General features: G+C 70.6%; 21 protein-coding genes and 1 pseudogene. 7 read left to right on the plus strand and 15 right to left on the minus strand.

What is annotated here, in order from left to right; genetic code table 11:
• A pseudogene (locus ACGFYY_RS27580) lies at positions 1–436 on the plus strand (transposase); the annotation flags it as partial.
• Positions 437–546: 110 nt separating this feature from the next.
• Here ACGFYY_RS27580 and ACGFYY_RS27585 read toward each other — a convergent pair.
• A complete protein-coding gene (locus ACGFYY_RS27585) occupies positions 547–1,494 on the minus strand; it encodes a zinc-binding alcohol dehydrogenase family protein (RefSeq protein ID WP_393713341.1) in 948 nt (315 codons plus the stop codon).
• 75 nt (positions 1,495–1,569) lie between these two features.
• Between ACGFYY_RS27585 and ACGFYY_RS27590 the strand changes: the two genes are divergently transcribed.
• Positions 1,570–2,049, plus strand: a complete 480-nt coding sequence (locus ACGFYY_RS27590; RefSeq protein ID WP_393713343.1) for a MarR family winged helix-turn-helix transcriptional regulator — start codon at positions 1,570–1,572, stop codon at positions 2,047–2,049.
• Positions 2,050–2,239: 190 nt separating this feature from the next.
• Here the strand turns inward: ACGFYY_RS27590 and ACGFYY_RS27595 are convergent, their stop codons facing one another.
• On the minus strand, positions 2,240–2,566 hold the full coding sequence (locus ACGFYY_RS27595) for a hypothetical protein (protein ID WP_393713345.1): 327 nt from the start codon (positions 2,564–2,566) through the stop codon (positions 2,240–2,242).
• A 1,388-nt stretch (positions 2,567–3,954) separates the two neighbouring features.
• Between ACGFYY_RS27595 and ACGFYY_RS27600 the strand changes: the two genes are divergently transcribed.
• A complete protein-coding gene (locus tag ACGFYY_RS27600; protein ID WP_393713347.1) occupies positions 3,955–4,647 on the plus strand; it encodes a formylglycine-generating enzyme family protein in 693 nt (230 codons plus the stop codon).
• Positions 4,648–4,700: 53 nt separating this feature from the next.
• Here ACGFYY_RS27600 and ACGFYY_RS27605 read toward each other — a convergent pair whose 3' ends face one another.
• The 5 genes from ACGFYY_RS27605 to ACGFYY_RS27625 all read right to left on the minus strand — a co-directional run bounded on the left by ACGFYY_RS27605 (position 4,701) and on the right by ACGFYY_RS27625 (position 9,725).
• Positions 4,701–5,141 carry a hypothetical protein gene (locus ACGFYY_RS27605; RefSeq protein WP_393713349.1) on the minus strand — a complete coding sequence of 147 codons (441 nt, stop codon included), beginning with the start codon at positions 5,139–5,141 and terminating at the stop codon, positions 4,701–4,703.
• 97 nt (positions 5,142–5,238) lie between these two features.
• Entirely contained in the window at positions 5,239–5,700 is a 462-nt protein-coding gene (locus tag ACGFYY_RS27610; RefSeq protein ID WP_393713351.1) for a hypothetical protein, read from the minus strand.
• A gap of 204 nt (positions 5,701–5,904) precedes the next feature.
• Positions 5,905–7,200, minus strand: coding sequence for an acyltransferase (locus tag ACGFYY_RS27615; RefSeq protein WP_393713353.1), 1,296 nt, complete (start codon positions 7,198–7,200; stop codon positions 5,905–5,907).
• Positions 7,201–7,202: 2 nt separating this feature from the next.
• Positions 7,203–9,353, minus strand: coding sequence for a bifunctional polysaccharide deacetylase/glycosyltransferase family 2 protein (locus tag ACGFYY_RS27620; RefSeq protein ID WP_393713355.1), 2,151 nt, complete (start codon positions 9,351–9,353; stop codon positions 7,203–7,205).
• A gap of 30 nt (positions 9,354–9,383) precedes the next feature.
• On the minus strand, positions 9,384–9,725 hold the full coding sequence (locus tag ACGFYY_RS27625) for a hypothetical protein (RefSeq protein ID WP_393713357.1): 342 nt from the start codon (positions 9,723–9,725) through the stop codon (positions 9,384–9,386).
• Positions 9,726–9,895: 170 nt separating this feature from the next.
• On the opposite strand from ACGFYY_RS27625, the gene ACGFYY_RS27630 reads away from it, so the two are divergent.
• Both ACGFYY_RS27630 and ACGFYY_RS27635 read left to right on the plus strand, forming a co-directional pair.
• A complete protein-coding gene (locus tag ACGFYY_RS27630) occupies positions 9,896–10,342 on the plus strand; it encodes a glycoside hydrolase family 16 protein (RefSeq protein WP_393713359.1) in 447 nt (148 codons plus the stop codon).
• Entirely contained in the window at positions 10,339–10,461 is a 123-nt protein-coding gene (locus tag ACGFYY_RS27635; protein ID WP_393713361.1) for a hypothetical protein, read from the plus strand. Before ACGFYY_RS27630 ends, ACGFYY_RS27635 begins: the two co-directional genes overlap by 4 nt.
• A 309-nt stretch (positions 10,462–10,770) precedes the next feature.
• Here ACGFYY_RS27635 and ACGFYY_RS27640 read toward each other — a convergent pair whose 3' ends face one another.
• The 7 genes from ACGFYY_RS27640 to ACGFYY_RS27670 form a co-directional block, all read right to left on the minus strand.
• Entirely contained in the window at positions 10,771–11,133 is a 363-nt protein-coding gene (locus tag ACGFYY_RS27640) for a transglycosylase family protein (protein ID WP_393713363.1), read from the minus strand.
• Between the two features lie 526 nt (positions 11,134–11,659).
• Positions 11,660–12,043: a hypothetical protein gene (locus tag ACGFYY_RS27645; RefSeq protein ID WP_365273151.1), complete on the minus strand. Its 384-nt coding sequence runs from the start codon at positions 12,041–12,043 to the stop codon at positions 11,660–11,662.
• A gap of 68 nt (positions 12,044–12,111) precedes the next feature.
• On the minus strand, positions 12,112–12,963 hold the full coding sequence (locus tag ACGFYY_RS27650; RefSeq protein ID WP_393713365.1) for a C40 family peptidase: 852 nt from the start codon (positions 12,961–12,963) through the stop codon (positions 12,112–12,114).
• Between the two features lie 373 nt (positions 12,964–13,336).
• Entirely contained in the window at positions 13,337–13,696 is a 360-nt protein-coding gene (locus tag ACGFYY_RS27655; protein ID WP_393713368.1) for a hypothetical protein, read from the minus strand.
• 27 nt (positions 13,697–13,723) lie between these two features.
• Complete coding sequence (locus ACGFYY_RS27660) at positions 13,724–14,263, minus strand: GNAT family N-acetyltransferase (protein ID WP_393713370.1); 540 nt, start codon at positions 14,261–14,263, stop codon at positions 13,724–13,726.
• Positions 14,264–14,508: 245 nt separating this feature from the next.
• Positions 14,509–15,723: a glycosyltransferase gene (locus ACGFYY_RS27665; RefSeq protein WP_393713372.1), complete on the minus strand. Its 1,215-nt coding sequence runs from the start codon at positions 15,721–15,723 to the stop codon at positions 14,509–14,511.
• The gene (locus tag ACGFYY_RS27670; RefSeq protein WP_393713374.1) at positions 15,720–16,565 is read right to left on the minus strand and encodes a MerR family transcriptional regulator; all 846 of its coding nucleotides are present in this window, start codon (positions 16,563–16,565) and stop codon (positions 15,720–15,722) included. The genes ACGFYY_RS27665 and ACGFYY_RS27670 overlap by 4 nt, the downstream gene beginning before the upstream one ends.
• Before the next feature lie 286 nt (positions 16,566–16,851).
• On the opposite strand from ACGFYY_RS27670, the gene ACGFYY_RS27675 reads away from it, so the two are divergent.
• Entirely contained in the window at positions 16,852–17,577 is a 726-nt protein-coding gene (locus ACGFYY_RS27675; protein ID WP_393713376.1) for a dienelactone hydrolase family protein, read from the plus strand.
• Between the two features lie 182 nt (positions 17,578–17,759).
• Complete coding sequence (locus tag ACGFYY_RS27680; protein ID WP_393713378.1) at positions 17,760–18,890, plus strand: FAD-dependent oxidoreductase; 1,131 nt, start codon at positions 17,760–17,762, stop codon at positions 18,888–18,890.
• Positions 18,891–18,952: 62 nt separating this feature from the next.
• On the opposite strand, the gene ACGFYY_RS27685 is transcribed toward ACGFYY_RS27680, so the two are convergent.
• Entirely contained in the window at positions 18,953–19,291 is a 339-nt protein-coding gene (locus tag ACGFYY_RS27685; RefSeq protein ID WP_393713380.1) for a hypothetical protein, read from the minus strand.
• Positions 19,292–19,331: the final 40 nt, after the last annotated feature.

Below are 19,331 nucleotides of genomic sequence, written 5' to 3' on the forward strand. Positions count from 1 at the left end.
CCACCGACAGCAACCCCGACAACGGCCGGCGGCAGAGAACACCCCGACCGCCGACCACCGACCGGGCAGGACAGGACCAGGGACGAAGAGACACCGACCGCAGGCCGGCGTCCTCACGCCCGACCAGGCCCGTGACGCACCGGCGTTCACCCAGGTCATGGCCCGATCACCGGTGCCCCGACGGATCGGCCGTCCCAGGACCACACCAGACGTGGTCCTGGCCGACAAGGCCCACTCGTCCCGGGCAATCCACCGACACCTGCGTCGGCGCCAGATCCGGGCGGTGATCCCGCAGCCCGCGCACCAGGCCGCGAACCGCAGGCGGCCCGGCCGACTCCGCGGCCGCCCTCCCACCTTCGACCCCGAGACCCACAAACAGCGGAACACCGTCGAGCGGTCCATCAACAAGCTCGAGCAATGGCGCGGCCCGGCCACCCGTTACGACAAGACCACCACCACCCACCTCGCAGAACTCCACCCCGCCGCCGTCTTCATCCGATCAGCGAGGATCCGAAGACAACGACCCGACCCCACACCACCCCACCATCACGCCACCCGCAACACACTCTTGCCACACGTGACACCCCCGGCCAACCGCCCCACCGCGGCGGCCACATCCCCCAACTCGAACTCCGCAGTCACATCCACACGCACACTCCCGTCCCCAACCAGACCCAACACACGCCGAACACTCCCCGCGAGACGCCCAGGACGAGTCCGCGCCAAAAGCTCACTGTTGTACGCCAACAACGACGCACCATTCATCAGGAGATCGCTGGAGTCGGCGGGAACAGGTCCGAAGCCGCCGAGTTCACCGAACACCACCAGACGCCCGTGCGCCGCCAACTGCCGCAGCGCGGCACGGCGGGTGGCGCCACCGACCGGGTCCAGGATCACGTCGAAGCGCTCCCCCTCGAGAGCGGCCGGAAAGTCCTCGCGCAGCACGACCCGGTCGTACCCGAACCCGGAGGCATAGTCGGCCCTCGCCGCGCTGCCCACCACACCGACCACCCGGCCGGCTCCGGCCAGGCGGGCGAACTGGGCGGCCAGAACACCGACCGACCCGGCCGCCGCATGCACGAGCACGCTCTCACCCGGCAAGACCCGCGCGACGGTGTTGACCAGGTCGTAGGCGGTCGGTGCGCCCCAGCCCAGGCCCGCCGCCGTCCGCAGCGGCAGGTCACCGACGTCCAGAGCGAGCTCGGCGGGCGCCAGGACCACCTCCGCGTAGGCGCCCCCCGTGGTCAGAGCGGTCACGGCGGTGCCGATGCGGGCGGCGTCGACGCCCTCACCGACGGCGGTGACGTACCCGGACGCCTCGAAACCGGGCACGAACGGACGCGGCACGGGGAAACGACCGTCACGGACCATGGTGTCCCCCCACTGGATCCCGGCATAGGCGACCCGGATCGCCACCTGGCCGGGGCCGGGAGCGGGCTCGTCGAGCTCGGCGAGACGGTAGTGGTTCTCGGCATCGAGAAGAACAGCCTTCATCTACACAACCCCTTGTGCTGACTCAGTATCCTTACAGTCGAGAACGGTAGGCATATAAGGTTCCTGAGTCAATCCATGAACCTGTTATTGGAGTGGGAGTGTGTGATGGAGACCCCGATCGAGGAGAGCCTCTGCACCCGGATCAGACGGTCGGAGCAGGCCCTGATGGCTCACCACGAAGCGGTGTTGCGCGGGTACGGGCTGACCATGACCCAATACACCGTGCTGCTGGCTCTCTCGCGTGAGGGCGGCATGTCCGGCGCCCAACTCGCCCGCTCCTGCGGCGTCACACAACAGAGCATGGGCAGTGTGCTGACCAACATGGAGGGCAAGGGGCTCATCCGACGCGAGACGTCCCCCGTCCATGCCAAGGTGCAGATCGCCACCCTGAGTGATGCGGGCCGGGCCCTTCTGGACCACGCTTACCAGGAGGTGGCCGTCCTCGAACAAGCACTGACCGAGGCGTTCACGCCCCACGAGCACGCCACCCTCTGTGAACTCCTCGACCGGGCCACCACCGTCCTGGTTGCCCAGACGCGCCAGACGAGAGCCTGAACTTCCCACCGGGGCGCGGGCACGGGCACGGGCACGTCCGCGAGTTGTTCACAGGGTTCCTACGGGAAGCTTCGCGGTGACCGAACGTGGCCGTGTACGAGAGAGGCAGTAGGGCACGCGGCCGAGGTCGAGGGCCTCGACCGCGGCTGCTGATTCCGCGGCGCGGGCGTCGGGCCTGCCCGCCGCATGGTCAGCGGGCCGCTTCGGCGGGCCCGGGTGCCTCATCGTCCGGGAAGGTGCCTGCGCCGTCGGCCTGGTCGGGGCTCGGGGGCCACGAGGCGACCAGCAGTTCGCCTGCGTCGTCGATGCCGTGGGCGGCCCGGTGGCGGGCGACGGCCTGGTCGCGGACGCCGACGGTCAGGGTGTGGGCCTTCTCGCCGAGTGCGGTGCCTTCCGTCACGGCGTCGCGGAGGCTGTGGCCGGGGCACATCGCGGCGGCGGGAATGACGATCTCGAAGTTGAGCGGTTCGGGGCCCGCTTGCAGTTCGCCGGCGAGCGACTCGGTTGCGAGTGTCACGGGCATGCTGTGGGCAGCCATCACGATGCCATCCGGGCCCTGGATCTCCACGCTTGGTCCTCTCCCGCCGAGAGGCTTGCCCAGGACCAGCGGTGTACTGCTTCCCGGGGCGATGGACAGGTTGATCGTGATCCGTCCCGGATCGGCGGCTCCTTCGCTGGAGTAGCCGTAGGCGAGCACCACCATCTGAGGGGTTGCGGCGCCCTTGGACGGGCGGGGGTCGGGGTCCAGAACGGGGCCACGTTTCCCGCACGCGCTCAGGGCGGCGCTCCGCCCCCGTCCAGGGGCCGGTCCTCCTGCTGCCCGGTCTCGGGCCGGGCGGTCGGCCCGGGGGCCGACGGGAGGCATCCTGTCGTGAGCAATAGCCCCGCGGCCCATGCCGCGGCCCGTCCGGTCCCTCGTCGTCCTGCCATGCCCCGCCCCCGTCGTGCTGCCGGCACCCAGTATCCGGGACCGGCCGGGACCGCCGGACGGCAGGTGGGGGCAGGTGCGAGTGTGGGGGGTAGGTGGGGGGCGGGCGCGTGGGGGTCGACCCCCGGAAGCAGGTGTGTCCCGTCGCCCTCGACGCGGAACGCGAGGAGTTGCCCGCGATACCCGACGAGGACACGGCGACAGCAAGGCCGAGTTCACCGCGGTGGCCCACGCGCCGGCGGACCTGTACCGCTCGCGCGAGATCCACCTCGCGTTGCCCGCACTGCTGACCGTCGTCGGCGACGACTCCGGCCTCCGCCGGCTTCTGACGGACAACCTGGTCGAGGGCCACAGGGCCCCCTCACCGAGGACACGGACATCTCTCCGGCCTGGATCGCCGGGCCGGAACGATCGTGTTCCGCGACCTCCACTTCGAGGGAAACCTCGACGACGACACCGTCCGACGGTTGGTCGAAGCCACCCTCGGCTCCGGCCCCGCCAACCCGCCGCCCCTCCAGCACCCCGGCGTGGGCCACCATCACGGCCCACCGGGTAAGGAACGGCGGCACGGTGGCGCCACGGGCCACCCGGTGAGACACGATCGGCCACCACAGCTACGGGGTGGCACCCGGTCGGCGGCCCCAGACCACGGCCTCCCCTCACGAGGTCACCCCGTTCGCCGACCACCTGGTCTACGCTCGGTCCGGTGATCGACCACGTGTACCAACTCGGCGCCGCCACAACTCGGAACGGGCCTGCGCCCACCCGCACTCCATGGCCCACGGGGACGTCACCCCGGTCCGGGATGGCCCGTCCCTGCTGCAGCGCATCCGCTTCCCCCAGCGACGACCTCGCCTCTCGCCCTCGCTGCCGGTGAGAGTCGGCGTGGACATCGGGACTCTATCTCCCTGCCCTGCCATCGCGGACCGACACCACAACCACCGCCGCTACCACCAGCAATGGGGACAAGAAACGTGATGATCACCGTGCCCGGCGGGCAGGTTACGCTCACCGACCGCCGCACCCAACACAGTTGGACCGTCGAAGTCGCCCCCTACCTCCTCGCCGCACACCCCCTCACCCAAGCCGCCCACACGGAGACAACCGCAACGCACCGGCAGGACAGCGAGCACGACGGCGGGCGGCTCCCGGCGCACAGCCTGTCCTGGTGGGACGCCGTCCGCTACTGCAACACCCTCTCGCAGCAGGAGGGGTTGACCCCCGCCTACCGCCTCCACGACGCCACGGACGACGGGACTGAGGCAGACGGAGCGGACGGCGGCATCACCTGGGATCGGACTGCGGACGGCTACCGCCTTCCCACCGAGGCCGAATGGGAACACGCGTGCCGCGCCGGCACCGAAGGCCCCCGCTACGGACCCCTCGACGACATCGCCTGGCACCGCGGCAACTCCCAGGAACGCATCCACGAAGTCGCCACCCGCCGCCCCAACTCCTGGGGCCTGTACGACATGCTCGGCAACATCTGGGAATGGTGCTGGGATCTCTACGACCCCGACGTGTACGGCTCCTACCGGGTCCTGAAGGGCGGCGGTTGGTACGACCCGCACTGGAGCTGCCGTACCTCGGTCCGCCGCCGCAGCCACCCCACGCTCCGCATCGAGGACATCGGTCTGCGCCTCGCCCGCACACCGCGCACCCACCCCTGACGCCGTAGGCCGTCGTGGGCCGTCCGTTCAGCTCGACGCAGTGTGCGCTGCTGTCAGCGGCGGCCCGTGGCCAGGATGACGAGGAACTGGCCGCCGCCCGCCTCGACGTGGGCGGCCACCGGCAGCCCCGGTGCCAGTCGGGCGAACCGGTCCACCAGCCAATCCGCCGCATCCTGGGCGCCCTGCCGGTCCGGGCAACGGCACACCACCTCGCGGCCCCCCTTGCGCTCCAGCCGCTCGGCAACAGTGATCAGCGGGGCGGGTTCAACCACGTACAGGCGGTCCGGCCAGGCGATGACCGCCTTGACGGCGCCCTTGCGGGTGTTGCACGCGCGGTGTGCGAGCCGCTCGGCGACCTTGGCCTTTCGGTCGGCGGTCCGGCTGTCAACGCTGGGCCCCTGCGGGTCGTTCACCGACTTGTCGGGGTCGACCGGTTCGTCGCACACCCAGCATCGCCAGCCATCGCGCTCAGCCACATCATCGAGGAGACTCATCCGAGCAAACTAACGCACCCGGCCGCCACCCCCGCCCACCGGACACCGCCGGCTCCTCACCGGACGTGCCTCGCCGGACGTGCCTCGCCGGAACACGTCATCCAGCCGTGAGCCGCTCGTACAGGTCCTGCCCGAAGCGCGTGCGGTACACGCCGTGGACGAGGGTGGCCGGGGACGCGTAGCCGGTGTGCTCCGGGCGGCGGACCTGGCCGTCCCACCACGTCACCTCCCCCATCAGGGACGAGGGGCGTCGCAGATACGCCTGCGCGGCGTCCGACAGGTCCCAGCTCCCCTCGATCGTCGAACGCCAGAACGCACGCCCCTGCCCGACCACCCACACGCAGAGGTCCTCGGTGCTGTCCTCGGACCAGACCTCTCCGTCGACCGTCACGCCTTCCGAGAAGTCGATCAGGGACTCGGCGGCCTCCAGGTACGCCACCGCGTAGGTCTCGAGAACGTCTCTCGGCTGTGCCTCCAGCCATGACTCCAAGGCGGACAGGCTGGGCCTGGCCGTGTCCAGGACCTCCCAGAACCAGCCGGGAACGACCTCCGGTTCCATCAACCCCTCCGGTGGGATCAAGGGCATTCGAGCCGTGCGCGCGCCTCCGCCTTCCGGCCGGTCGTACGCGGAAGGACAGCGTAGTCGTCCGTCGTCCGTCGTCCGTCGTCCGTCGTCCGTCGTCCGTCGACACTCGACCTCGACCTCGGCCTCGGCCTCGGCCTCGGCCTCGACGGACGATCCACGAACCAGGTGAAGCTCGCGTCACTCGGTGGCCCTGCGCCGGCCCCTTCTACGGCGGCGCGGGTACGGGAAGAGCCGCGGCGAGCGCTTGGCCGCGACGTCCTCGACCCAGCCGAAGGTCAGCACCAGCAGTCCGGTCAGCGGGATCGCCACCAGCAACATGAACCACTGGCTGGCCAGCAGCCACTGGAAGTTGTCGTAGAAGAAGGGGATGCTCCAGAGGGGGTCGATCAGCGGGACGGCGGCCACGAGCGCTGCCTGGTGCCAGAGATAGACGCTCACGGCTCGTGCGTTCAGCAGGCTCACCAGGCCGTTCCAGCGTTCCAGCGGTCTGGGCCGGCGCTCCCAGGACGGGCTGACGTGGAGGAGGATGGCGACGAAGCCGAAGGACCACAGGGCCTGAGCGATCGGCCAGGCCTCGATGTCCGTCGCCACGGTCGGATCGACCGGACGGGTCTGCAGGTACCAGAAGCCGGCCACCATGATCAGCGGTGCGATGGACGGCAGCACGTACTGAGGGATCTTCTTGAGCAGTCCCTCCTGGTGGGCCATGCCGAGGATCCAGCAGGCGCCGAACGTGGCGAAGTCGTTCGCGGTCTCCCAGACCCGGCTGTAGATGAACTCCTGGTCGACGAAGAACGCGTTCATGACGATCACCATCGCCGGCGGAGCGGACAGCGTCAGCACCGGGAAGCGTCGCAGTGCCCGGAGCAGCAGCGGCGAGAGCAGGACGTACCAGAGGTAGGCGCGGAGGTACCAGAGCGGGACGATGACCTGCGTGGCCCAGCCGGCTTCCACGTGCTGGAAGCCGGCCAGCTCCTCCGCGTACGGCGGGGTGCTCAGCGGCAGGATCCAGAAGGCCAGCTTGGACCACCACCAGGTGGGGTGGCCTTCGGAGTGAGGGCCCCAGCCGTCGAGGATCTGGAGGGCGATCAGGACGGCGCCGAACACCCACATCGGCGGCAGCAGACGGCGCAGCCGGCCGCGGATCACGGCGAGAGCGGGACGGCTGAGTGAACGAGCCATCAGCGAGCCGGCCAGGGCGAACATGACGCCCATCGACGGGAAGACGAGCGGCAGCCAGAACCAACCGAAGGTGTGGTAGAGCATCACTCGGCCCAGCGCCAGGGCGCGCAGCAGGTCGAGATAGCGGTCCCGGCCTCCCTTGCCGTCGGCCGGCGCTTGGGCCTGTGGTTCAGGAGTGGGCTGCCGATCCGGCTCCGGATCCGGATCCCACGACGGGTCCGATCGCAGAGCGGCCGGGACTCTCAGTTGCATGGTGTCCCGAGCGCGGCCGAGGTCGAAGGATGCGGTCACGGTCAGGCCTCCACCGGTACGGCGACCTCGCCGGTGCGCCGGAGCTTCTGCCAGCGCAGGCGGCCACCGGTCATCGCCGTGATCGCGGACTGCAACAGGACGATGTACATCAGCTGCCGGTAGACCAGTTGTTGGATCGGAAGGCTGATCAGATGCCAGGACTTCTCGCGGTCGAGTCGGAAGGCGTACCAGGACAGCGCGGCCTGGAGCAGGATGAAGCCGCCCCAGCTGGTGAGGGTGATCGGAGCGTCCCCGAACAGCACGCCGTAGAGCAGGAACAGGTCGACCAACGGCGCCAGCAGCGGGGCGATCACACCGAACAGCACGACGAGCGGAAGTCCGAGCCGGCCGAAACGCCCGGCCGGGCCACGTGAGGTCACGGCACCGCGGTGCTTCCACATGGCCTGCATGCTGCCGTAGCTCCAGCGGTACCGCTGGGACCAGAGCTGCTGGAGGCTGGCGGGCGCCTCGGTCCAGGCGCGGGCGTGCTCGGCGTAGACGATCCGCCAGCCGTCGCAGAGCATCGCGATGGTGATGTCGGTGTCCTCGGCGAGGGTGTCGTCGCTCATCCCGCCGACCCTCCGCAGGGCCTCCTTGCGGAACGCGCCGACGGCGCCGGGGATGGTCGGGATGACCCCCAGCATGTCGTACATCCGGCGGTCCAGGTTGTGGCCGAGGACGTACTCGATGTGTTGCCAGGCGCCGATCAGGCTCTCCCGGTTGCCTACCTTGGCGTTGCCCGCGACGGCGCCGATCGCCGGGTCGCCGAAGGGCTGGACCAGCTCCCGCACGGTGGACGGCTCGAAGACGGTGTCCCCGTCCATCATCACGATGATGTCGTACGAGGCGGCCGCGATGCCGGTGTTGAGCGCGCTGGATTTGCCGCCGTTGACCTGGCGGATCAGCCGGACGAACGGTAGGGCCATCTCCTCGACGATGTCCGCGGTGCCATCCGTGGAGCCGTCGTCGATGACGATGACCTCGATGGGATGGTCACTGGCGGCGAGCGAGTGGAGCGTGTTGGCTATGCACTCGCGTTCGTTGTAGGCCGGGACGAGCACGGTGACCGGCTCGGCGACGGGCGGTCCCCAGGCATCCCGCCGTTTGGAGCGGCGCGCGTGGATCGGTGCGAGCACGAGCATCAGCGCGAAGCGGCCGAAATTGAGGAAGCCGACGACGGCCAGCAGCCCGACCAGTACCGGCAGGGTGCGCACGGCGAGCTGGGTGGCCCAGCTGAATCCCTTGCCGGCCCACAGCTGGAATCCGTCCACGGGGACGGTCGCACTGGACGCGCCGAGGGCCTCGGAGATCGTGGTGAAGCGGTAGTCCTGTGCCTGCAGATCGTCGATGATCCGCACGAGCGCGGTGAGGGTCTGCGTACGGTCGCCACCCGCGTCGTGCAGCAGGATCAGCGCGCCCGCACCGGGCTTGGCGGGCATCGCGGCCTTGACGATCGAGTCCACGCCGGGGCGCTTCCAGTCGTCGGTGTCGCGGTCGATGAACGCGGTGAGGTAGCCGCGCGCCCCCACGTACTTGATCACCGGGTAGTTCCAGTCGTCCATCGCCGTGGCGTCCGAGGAGTACGGCGGACGGAACAACGCGGAGTGGACGCCCGCGACGCCGGCCAGCGCGAGCTGCGTCTGCGCCAGCTCCCAGCTGATCCGGGCGTGGGACTGGTACACCAGGTCGGCGTGGGTGAAGGTGTGTACGCCGAGCTCGTGGCCGCCCGCGACGATCTGCCGGATCAGTTCCGGGTTGCGCGTGGTCATCGCGCCGGTCACGAAGAAGTCCGCCCGCACGTTGCGGGCCGCGAGCACCTCGAGGACCTTCGGGGTCCACTCCGGTGAGGGGCCGTCGTCGAAGCTGAGCACCGCGGTGCGGTCGGGGATGTGGTAGCTCACGGGATGCTCGTTCTTGGCTCCCCGCGCGTCGATGACCGGACCGCCTTTGAGGAGGTCGACGGGCACGGTCGTCTTGTCGACCGATATCGCGATCCGGGAGTCGTGGAACGCCTCGTTGGTGGCGAGGCCCCGCAGGACCAGCAGAGCGAGCAGGCAGGCGAGCAGGGACAGCGGCATGAAGAAGCGCAGCGGCGGCGCCGCAAGTCGGCGCGGCCTCAGCGGGGACTGCCGGCGGCGCTGGTGGCGGGACAATGACGCTCCTGGAGACGGTGGTGCGGGTGATCAGGGTTGCTTGGCGGCCGGACGACCCGAAGGCTTCGCCCCGCGCTGCGCGGTGGCGGCGGGCTTCGGCGGGGTGGCGGCCGCCTTCGACGGGGCGGACGCGGTCTTCGCCGGGGTGGCCGAGGTCTTGGGCGTCGGGGCCTTCGTCCCGGGAGTCGCGGACCGTGCGACCGCCCGAGGTGACGATGTCGAGGGCGACGCCGACGAGGTCGGCCGGGACGACTGGCGCGGCGACGGGACGGGTGAGCGCGAGGCCTGCGCGGGTATGCCCATCGCGGGGGCGTCCGCCTGCACACCGATCAGGCTGCCGCCCATGGCGACCGCCAGGACCGCGCCGACCACGGAGACCGGCCAGCCGAAGCCACGCAGCAGACGGCCGCGCAGACCTGACTGGTCGACCTGGTCGGGCCGCCGGTGCCGGTTTCCCCGCCGACACGACAGCCCAGGGTGGCAGGGCTCTGCGACTGCAGTCCTCCACCGACGGCACCGAGCGGGGCACCCGTCAGGTCGAGATGCAGGGCACCGGCAAGAACCTCTTCACGGGGACCTACGCCGCTCGGGTCCACCTCAGCGACAAGCCCACGAGCGGCCGCAACGGGGACCACGTCGTCCAGACCTTCTTCCCGATCGCCCCCGCGGACGACTCGGCGAACTACAGCGAGCTCGACTTCGAGTACCTGCCGAACGGCGGCTGGGGTACGGCGGGTCCGCGACTCGACAACGTCAGCTGGTACACGGCCGATCCGCCGGACCGGGTCAGCCACACGGTCAAGCAGCGCGCCGAGGGCTGGCACGTCCTGATGGTCACCGCCATGAACGGAAAGGTCACCTACTCCCTCGACGGAAAGGAGCTGTTCACCAGCTCCGGCAAGTACGTCCCGCGCGAGAAGATGGACATCCACTTCAGCAACTGGTTCATCGACACACCGCCACCGGCGGCCCGCGCACCTGGGACATGAAGGTCAACTGGGTCTACTACAAGGCTGACGAGGTCGTGTCCCCGGCCGATGTGCAGAAGACCGTGGACGGCTTCTACAACTCGGGCACCGACTACGTGAACACCTTGCCCAAGGCCTGACCTGCGGAACGCGCAGGGCGCCGCGGGGGTATCGCACCGTCTCGGGATCGCTCGCGAGACGGTGCGTACGTGGCGGCGCCGGTTCCTCGACCGCGACGGCGAGGCACGCACGGCGAGCCACGATCAGGTGGCTCTCAGCAGATCACCGATGCGGATCCAGGTCCTCGGTCCTGGACCGTCCCGGCCGGTATCAGCCGGTCCCGGCGGGTCCGGACGCTGAGCAGGGCGACGTGGCTCACCTGGTGGAATGCCGGTACGCCGCGCTCACGCAGGAGAAGGTGGCGCCACTCACCTGTCGGAGCCTGCATTTCACCGGCGACGTGCGCAGGTCCAAGCGCCCATGCCCTGGATCTTGGCGAGTCTCTTCGCGGTCGCGATCTGCTCCGCCTTGGTGGCGAGGTCCGCGCGCGGTGCGTACCGGCGGCCACCTGCCGCGTTCCAGCTCGACTGCGTGAACTGCAGCCCACCGTAGTGTCCGTTGCCGGTGTTCGCCCGCCAGTTCCCGCCGGATTCACACCGTGCGATGGCGTCCCAGTCCCGGTTCGGTTTGGAATGCACCGCAGCGGCATTGGCTCCAGAGGCGTTGAGCAGGGATACGGTCAAAAAGACCGCAGAGAGGCAGAGTTGGCCGAGCAGGATCAGGCCTCGCCGGTCCTCGCGTTGAGGTGACATCGGTCCTCCTTCGCTGTGGACGCGGGCCTACCGGGAAGAACCGGCGGCCCACGTGACGACCCTCTTCGAGCCGTTGCCACAGCACAGCACGGACCGGCGCCCCTTCAGCAGCACTTGCCGTCGGCGAAGGAGTGACACCCCCCGAACGGACGCTCCGTAGCCCCTCGGGAGGCCTCTTCGCCCGGAAGGAACCCGCCTCGAAGCGTGACACCCCGGGGTGTCACTTCGACCGGTGCGTCCTGAGCGCCGAACGCGGCACTACCATCGCCGTCGTCGGCGAACGCCCCCCGGCCCCGCCCCGCGCCACGGGCGCTCGCCGAACTCCAGCTCCATCAGATCGACTTGGCCGACGGGGCCGGGCCTCGCTGCCGCTGGGCCGCCCGCTCCGGGGCGACTCTCCCCCCTTGGTCCAGGGCGATCGTGGCCCGTCCGTGGGCCCGGCCTCGGGTGGCGGTGTCCCCCGGGGCCGCAGGGGTCCCGTTCGGGAGGCTGGTGTCCGACCCGGTGGAGCCGAAAGGGGGCGGGGTCAGCACTCACGCAGGCCCGGCGCGGGGTCGACCGAGGTGTGGACGTCCACGGCCGCGACGTTGCCCCACTGGCCGTTGTCCAGCTGGGTCCAGTACCAGACGTTGTTGCCGCCGGCGTGCTGGTCACCGCGGCCCCAGCACTGGAACCAGCTGGGGCTCGTGTTCAGCGGCCCCCGCACCGCGGAGTTGTAGCGGCGGTGCTCGTATCCCTTGGCGCCGACCCGGTTGCCGCACCACAGCTTGCCGTCGGCGCGGACACCGCACTCGGCGGCTGCGCTCTTCCCCGTGGCGGGCGTCGCCTGGGCCGGGCCGGTCACGGTGGCCATACCACCGGCCAGTGCGGCGGCGGTGAGAGCGAGAGCGATCTTCCTGCTTGCGGACATGCTTCCTCCTCGAAGTGGCTCCCTGGGGAGCCGGATGACGGGGGGTCGATCATTGGTGGCACGAGTGCTCAGGGGCAGGTAGGGACGCCGTCCAGCCAGGCGGGGCCCTTGAGGTAGATGTTGGTGATCCACGCCCCGTACTCGGGCAGGTAGGACCAGGCGTCGTTGGTATAGCCCTCCGCCGTCACCGGTTCGGCGTGCTTCTGGCATGCGACGCGCACCATCGTCGGGCGGGGAAACCGGTGTACCCGCGGACTGCTGGTGGACGGCTCCTTGTGGGTCCACACGTCGGTACCCCACGTGCTGAACGTGCCGGGCGCAGTAGCCGGCGCGATGCGGACCGCCCCCGCGTAGTCCCCGCCCAGCCGTACGTCGCTGACGGTGATCCGGGTGCCGGACTCCCGAGCCTCGACCATCTTCCCCGCGCCCAGGTAGATCGCGATGTGGTGGATGGAGCCCTCCGACCCCCATGCCAGCAGGTCCCCGGGAAGCAGCGGTCCGGTTCCCTGGGCGGCCGTGAAACGCTGGTTCACCTGCGGCGAATGGAACTGGTGGTACGCGTTTCCGGACAGCGGATCGCCGCCGAGCGCGCGAGCGTAGGCATACCGGACCAGGCCCGAGCAGTCGAAGCCCAGCCGCTCCGGGTCGTGTGCGCTGTCCGGGTCACTCGGGTCGACCTGGCCGTACGTCGGCCCCGGCTGCTGCCCGTGGCCGCCGCCCCAGGTGTACCAGACGCCGATCTGTTCGCACGCGGCCGCCACGGCCTTCTCCGCCGCCGCGGAGGCACCCGGGGCGAGCACTCCGCACGCCTGCGCCGCCTTCCGCGTCGGGGCCGGCGCGGCCGCTGTGGCGCTGCCGGCACCTCCCCACGCGGCCAGGAGGGTGAGTGCCGCCACCGCCACCGCCGCCGATCTCCGCATCCCCATCTCCGGTCCCCCGTCCCGCCACGCGGTGTCCCGCGGGGCGTCATGCTCGTCGTGGTGTTCGCACGGTGCTCGTCGTACGGAGCCCGTACCGGCCGTCCGCCGGACACTCCGAGCCTGTGGCCCAGCACCCCGCCGTGTCGAGGAGGCGCGGGTCGCCCACTGGAACGGGAAACGGGAAACCCTCGGGAAACCCCCTCTCACCAGGCGCTTTGAGTATTCGTCAACACACCGCTCGGTTCCCGGCGCGCCCGCTCGGACACCCCTGGGGCGGGGCGAGTCCGGTTCAGCGGGTGCAGCCACCTTTCACGGCCACGCCCGGTCGCCGCCGACGCGGCCCACGGCGCGACCGAAAGCGGACCCGGACCCCCTACGCGCCGACCGACTCCCCCGTCTCCGAACGGAGATCGCGAATCGGGAACGTCACGGGTGAGGGATCTTCCTTGCACGCTTTGCCGTGCGGTTCTTCGGGCCGCAACACCCAGGCCATGGCCTCACCCGGACCGCAGAACGAGGGGTCGAGGTGGAATGTCATCCGGGACCCGAACGGCGTGTCGGGCGCCGGGAACTCTTCCGGCGCGCCTGTCGGACTCATCCCGACCAACTCCTGAACAATCTCGGTGGGAAGTTCGACGCTTCCCCGCTCCACCCGCAAGTACGTCGCCGGGCTGCGTCGAACGTGCTCCACGAAGTCATCCCTTCGAAGCGGCTCGACCCCGAACTTCTCCACGTTCCCTCGCCGTCCCTCTTCGCGCTGTCAGGTGGCGGCCGGGTTCGGGCCCCGTTCGGCGCTGGTGAGTGGGGCCAGCACACGCCAGCCCATGCTCTCGTAGAGCGCCCGGCCTTCGGTCGTCGCGCCCAGCACTCCCGCCGTGGCCCCTTGCTCCGAGGCGGCCTCGGTGAGCCTGTGCATCACCAGGTGTCCCAGGCCTCGGCGCCGGTGGGCCTGGTCGGTCTCCACCTGGTCGACGACGGCGGTGTGGCCGGTGACCGCGATCTGGCCGCGCGCGGCGAAGACGCCGTCGGCGGTACGCACCAGAGCGCGGGTGACGCCGTCCCGTGTCCACGTGTTCAGCCGGTAACCCGCGGGCATCGGGCCCGGGGCGCGGGTGGGGGCGACGGGCAGCGCTGCGCACATCAGATAGCCGGACCCACCGGCGAGATGCCAGCCGGGGGCGAGCCAGGGTTCGAGCGTTTCCGGTGGAACGAAGGCCTTCAACCAGACGCCGGGCGCGGTGACATGCTGGGTGATCTTGTGGACGGTCGCTTCGTCCGCGGAGTGCAGGACGTGGCGCATGACATGTCCGGGGAGGCCCACGTCGACGGTGAAACCCCAGGCAGAGGCCTCAGGTTCAGCTGCGCCCCGCGAGGCGGACCAACCGTGGACCCAAGCCCGCACGGCCTCGGCCGTGTGCGAGAAAGGCAAGACTTCCCCCCAGAAGTAATAGATGCAATCGTGGAATGAATCTTACATCCGAGGGGGCGGAGGATTGCGGAGCCACGTGTTGTCAGGATCGCGCCCGTCGCCCCGCGGCCCCGCGCTCATCGCTCCAGTCGTCGCACGGCCGTCACCACGGCTTCCTCTCCGTCCTCCGTGCCCATGTGCCGCGCGGCGGCCTCCGCCGCCTGCGCGTACGAGGGCTCCCGCACCACCGTAGTGAGCGCGTCGGCAAGGAGTTCCTCGGTCAGGGAACGGAAGGGGATCGGCTTCGGCGCCGCGCCGATCCCGGCGAGTCGCGCGGCCCAGAAGGGTTGGTCGGCGGCCACCGGAACGGTCACCGACGGTATCCCGGCGCGCAGAGCCGCCGCCGTGGTTCCGGCCCCGGCGTGGTGCACGACGGCGGCGAGGCGAGGGAACAGCAGGGCGTGCGGTACGTCGCCGACGGTAAGGACGTCGTCGCCCGCGTCGGCGGCGAGTCCGGCGCTGCCCGACTGGAGAATGCCGCGCAACCCTGCCTTTCGTAGGGCGCGTACGGTGATCTCGCTCAGACGTTCCCCTTCCCCGCCGGCCATGCTGCCGAAGCCGACGAGAATGGGTCGGGACCCGGCGGTCAGAAAGTCCTCCAGCTCCGCGGGGAGTTGTGCGGACGGGTCGAGGTAGGGCTGCCAGGCGCCGGTGACCGTGAGGTGGGGTGCCCAGTCGGCGGGGCGCGGTACCAACGCCGTGCTGAAACCGTGCAGGACGGGCCAGGCTGCCTCGCACTGCCGCCGGCGCATCGCTGCGGCGGTGAGCGGGGGCAGCAGCAGCCGCGCGCGCAACCGCTTCACCGCCGGCTCGTAGACCCCGTCGGCCATGCGCAGGGCGAAGTGGCCGAGGGCGCGGTTCCCTGCCCGGCCCAGCGAACGGGCTCCGGTGACGGTCGGGGCGAAGTCGCCGGTGGGTGCGGTGGGCTGGAGATAGGCACCCAGGCCGGGTATCCCCGTGGCCTGCGTCAGATGCCACCCGAGGGGCGCGGTGGTGGCCGACAGCAGGAGCAGATCCGTGTCTTCAGTGAGCACATCGGCGATTCCCTCGCCGATGTCGGTCATGAACGCCGAAGCGGCGCGGAGGAGGTCGCGTTTGCGCTGGACACCGCCGTGGGAGCGGTGGTCCGCGGGCAGTGGTCCGAAGTCCAGCCCGGCGCTTTCGGCGGAGGTCGCGAAGCCCTCCGTAGCGGCGAGTGCGACCTCGTGTCCGGCCTGCCGCAGTGCGGCGCCCAGGCCGGTGTAGGGAGCGACGTCGCCGCGCGAGCCGGCCGTGGCGATCAGAATTCTCATCTCTTCCTCGACTGTGATGAATCGTTCGGCGCGGCCGCCGACGTGGACAGGGACGTGGTCGCGGGCACGGCGCCGAGGTGGCGGGCTGCGTTGGCGTCCACGGACCGGCCGAGATAAGCGGCCAGGCCCGGGCGTTGCTGCGATGGCGGAACGAAAAGGGCGAAGGCGCGCGGGTCGGTGGTGATGTCGTCCGCGATGCGTCGGTGCATGCCGGGTGGGCAGGGTACGAACCAGCGGGTCAGGTGCAACCGGTGGGCTTCGGCTATGTCCATGGCCCGTTCGCCGTCGGCGGGTTCACCGTCGTCGAAGGCGGACAACAGGTCCCTCCGCCAGGCGGCGGCCTCTGCCATCAGCAGGCGCCAGTCCTCCTTCGAATGGGCGCCGGCTCGGGCCATCGCCTCCCGGTGCCCCGTCGAATCCCCCCACTTCCGCTGTGCGTCGACGGCGTAGCTGAGGTCGAAGGTGATCTCGCCGAACACCTCGAAGCGCTCCTCGGGGGTCATCACCACACCCGTCTGCTGCACCTCGATGGCTCGCTCGGCCTCCTCGGTCAGCCGCCGCAGCCGGCCGATCTCCTGCGTCAGCTGCCGCTGTCGGGCCCGCAGGTGATCCAGGGCGTTCGCCTGGGGATCCGCGAGGATCTCGGCGATCTCGTCCAGGGGAAAGCCCAGTTCCCGGTAGAAGAGGATCTGCTGGAGCCGCGCGAGGTCGATGTCCCCGTAGCGGCGGTAGCCGGCCGGGCTGCGCTCGCCGGGGGCGAGCAGTCCCGCCTTGTCGTAGTGGTGGAGCGTGCGTACGGTCACCCCGGCAACGGCCGCGACCTGACCAACGGTGTAGCTCATGGACCTGCCCTTTCGTTCGCTCACAGCCTCAACCCTGACGTAAGGGGGGAGTCAACCGGCCGGGGCTCTCGGTACGGGGACTCCTGCTCCCACGGGTCACCCGCCGCGATAACCGCCGGCGGGCCCCGGCGACCTCCTGCTACCTTTCGGGAGGCCGTGCGAGAGAACGAGGAGGTGGTACCCGTGAACGCAGTTTTGACATGGGTGCTCCCCTCCGGGGTCACGGTCGGACGATAGGCAGGTCGTCCGGGAGCGCCGATCACGAACACTCCCGAAAGGCACGACCATGCGTTTCACTTCCGAACACCGCCTCGACGACGGCGTCCTCGAACGCGAATTCACGCTCGGCGAGATCCCCGGCACCTTGTGGACTCCCGAAGCCGCCGCAGCACCGGTACCGCTGATCCTGATGGCCCACAACAACGGCCTGCCCAAGGGCGCGGCCCGGTTGGTGGCCCGGGCCCGGCACTCGGCGGCGTGCGGCTACGCGGTGGCCTGCATCGACGCCTCCGGGTGCGGGGACCGGCCCCGTTCCGCCGCCGACGAGGAGGCGCGTGCCGAACTCCGCCGGGCGATGCGGGCCGGCGAGCCGGTCGACGAGATCTTCGAGTCCTTCATCGGCCCACTGGTCGAGAACGCGGTCCCGGAATGGCGGACCACCCTGGACGCCCTCCTCGCGATGCCGGAGATCGGCGGCCCGGTCGGGTACTCGGGGTGGACCGCCCTCGGCATCCGCCTCGCGGTGGTCGAGCCACGCATCGCGGCGGCCGGCCTCTTCGCCGGGGGGTACGTGCCCCACGCCCAGCGTGAAGAGGCCCGGCAGGTCACCATTCCGCTGTTGTTCCTGCTCCAGTGGGACGACGAAGGGAACCCCCGGCAACGGGCCCTTGACCTGTTCGACGCCTTCGGCAGCACGGAGAAGACGCTGCACGCCAATCCGGGCGGGCACACCGGCACCCCGTGGTTCGAGGTGGAGGACGGGAACCGGTTCTTCGGGCGGCACCTGAACTGAGGCCGGGCCGCCGGAGCGCTGTGCGGTCGGCGTCGGCTCGGTGTCGGTTCGCCGTCGGCCGGCCGTGGGGGCTGTAGGTCGGCCGTCGGCGGCTCGTCGGCGTTTCGTCGGCGGGGCCCGGCACCGTTTTCGGAGACGGCCGGCCCACCATCGGGCGGCCAGTTCCCGAAGGAGCAACCACCATGGACACACCCGTCACGATCATCGGTGCCGGACTCGGCGGGCTCACCCTGGCCCGCGTGCTGCACGTCCACGGGATCCCGGTCACGGTCTACGAGGCCGAGACCTCCCCCTCGGCGCGCCGGCAGGGCGGGCTGCTCGACATCCACGACTACAACGGGCAGCTCGCCCTCAAGGCCGCCGGGCTGATGGACGAGTTCCACGCCATCGTCCTGGAGGGCCGTCAAGCGACGCGCGTCATCGATCCGGACGGGACCGTCCTGCTCGACGAGGCGGACGACGGCACGGGCGGTCGCCCCGAGGTGCAGCGCGGCGAGTTGCGGCGGATCCTGCTCGACTCGCTCCCGGCCGGAACTGTCCGGTGGGGACGCAAGGCCGGCCGTGTCCGCGCACTGGGCGAGGGCCGCCACGAGGTGGAGTTCGACGACGGCGGGAAGGTCGTCACCGGCCTCCTGGTCGGAGCGGACGGTGCATGGTCCCGGGTCCGGCCGCTGCTCTCCACCGCCACACCCGAGTACGCCGGCACGTCGTTCGTCGAGATGTACCTGTTCGACGCCGACACCCGTCACCAGGCCGCCGCGAAGGCGGTCGGCGGCGGGATGCTGATCGTGCCCTCGCCGGGCCGGGAGATCTTCGCCCACCGGGAAACCGGGGACACCCTCCACACCTACGTGGCGCTGGCCAGGCCGCTGGACTGGTTCGCCGCCATCGACTTCACCGATGCCGCCGCGGCCACCGCGCGTATCGCCCGGGAGTTCGACGGCTGGGCACCGGAACTCACCGCGCTGATCACCGACGGCGACACGGAGCCGGTCCTGCGCCCCCACTACACTCTGCCCGCCGAGCACCGGTGGGACCGGGTGCCGGGGGTGACTCTGGTCGGCGACGCCGCCCACCTCGCGGCCCCGAACGGTGAAGGCGCCAACCTCGCCATGCTGGACGGCGCCGAACTCGGCCAGGCCCTCGCCGCCCATCCCGCGGACATGGAGGCCGCGCTCACCGAATACGAGCGGGACATGTTCCCCCGCAGCAGCGAGGTCGTCACTTTCGAGGGTGCCGAGCTCCACGGGATCGACTCCGAGGGCAACACGGTCCACGCCCTGATCGACATGATCACCAAGAAGGATCGATGAGCCGCCGGCCGAGGTCGCGGCGGGTGGCGTCACCTCGCGCGAGGGCGCAGGATGCCCTGGCATCAGCTGCCTTCGGGTTCCCCGTCGAACGGCGCGGGATCGGCCGGGGCGCCGTCCCGCCGGACGTGCCCCACCCACGAATCCGGTGTCAGGACGGACCACGTAACGCCGATCTCGGCTCCGTGGAGGCTCCGTGCGAGCTCCGCCAGCGGCGTGAAGACCGCGGCCTGCACGTCCTCTACGGCCGCATCGCCCGGCATCGCGACCTTGCCGCATGCGCCACCGCCCCCATCGGCGACAAACGTGTAGGGCCACACGTCGCCCCGTCCCGTCAGCAGGATGAGCTCCCTCGGTATGCCGAGATGAGGCCTCTGCTTCTTCGTCCTGGGTGGTCTCGCCATGGCGCCATTCAACAGGCAACCCGGCAGCGCATCCAGGTCG

This window comes from Streptomyces sp. NPDC048331, from assembly GCF_043201215.1.
Lineage (GTDB): Bacteria > Actinomycetota > Actinomycetes > Streptomycetales > Streptomycetaceae > Streptomyces.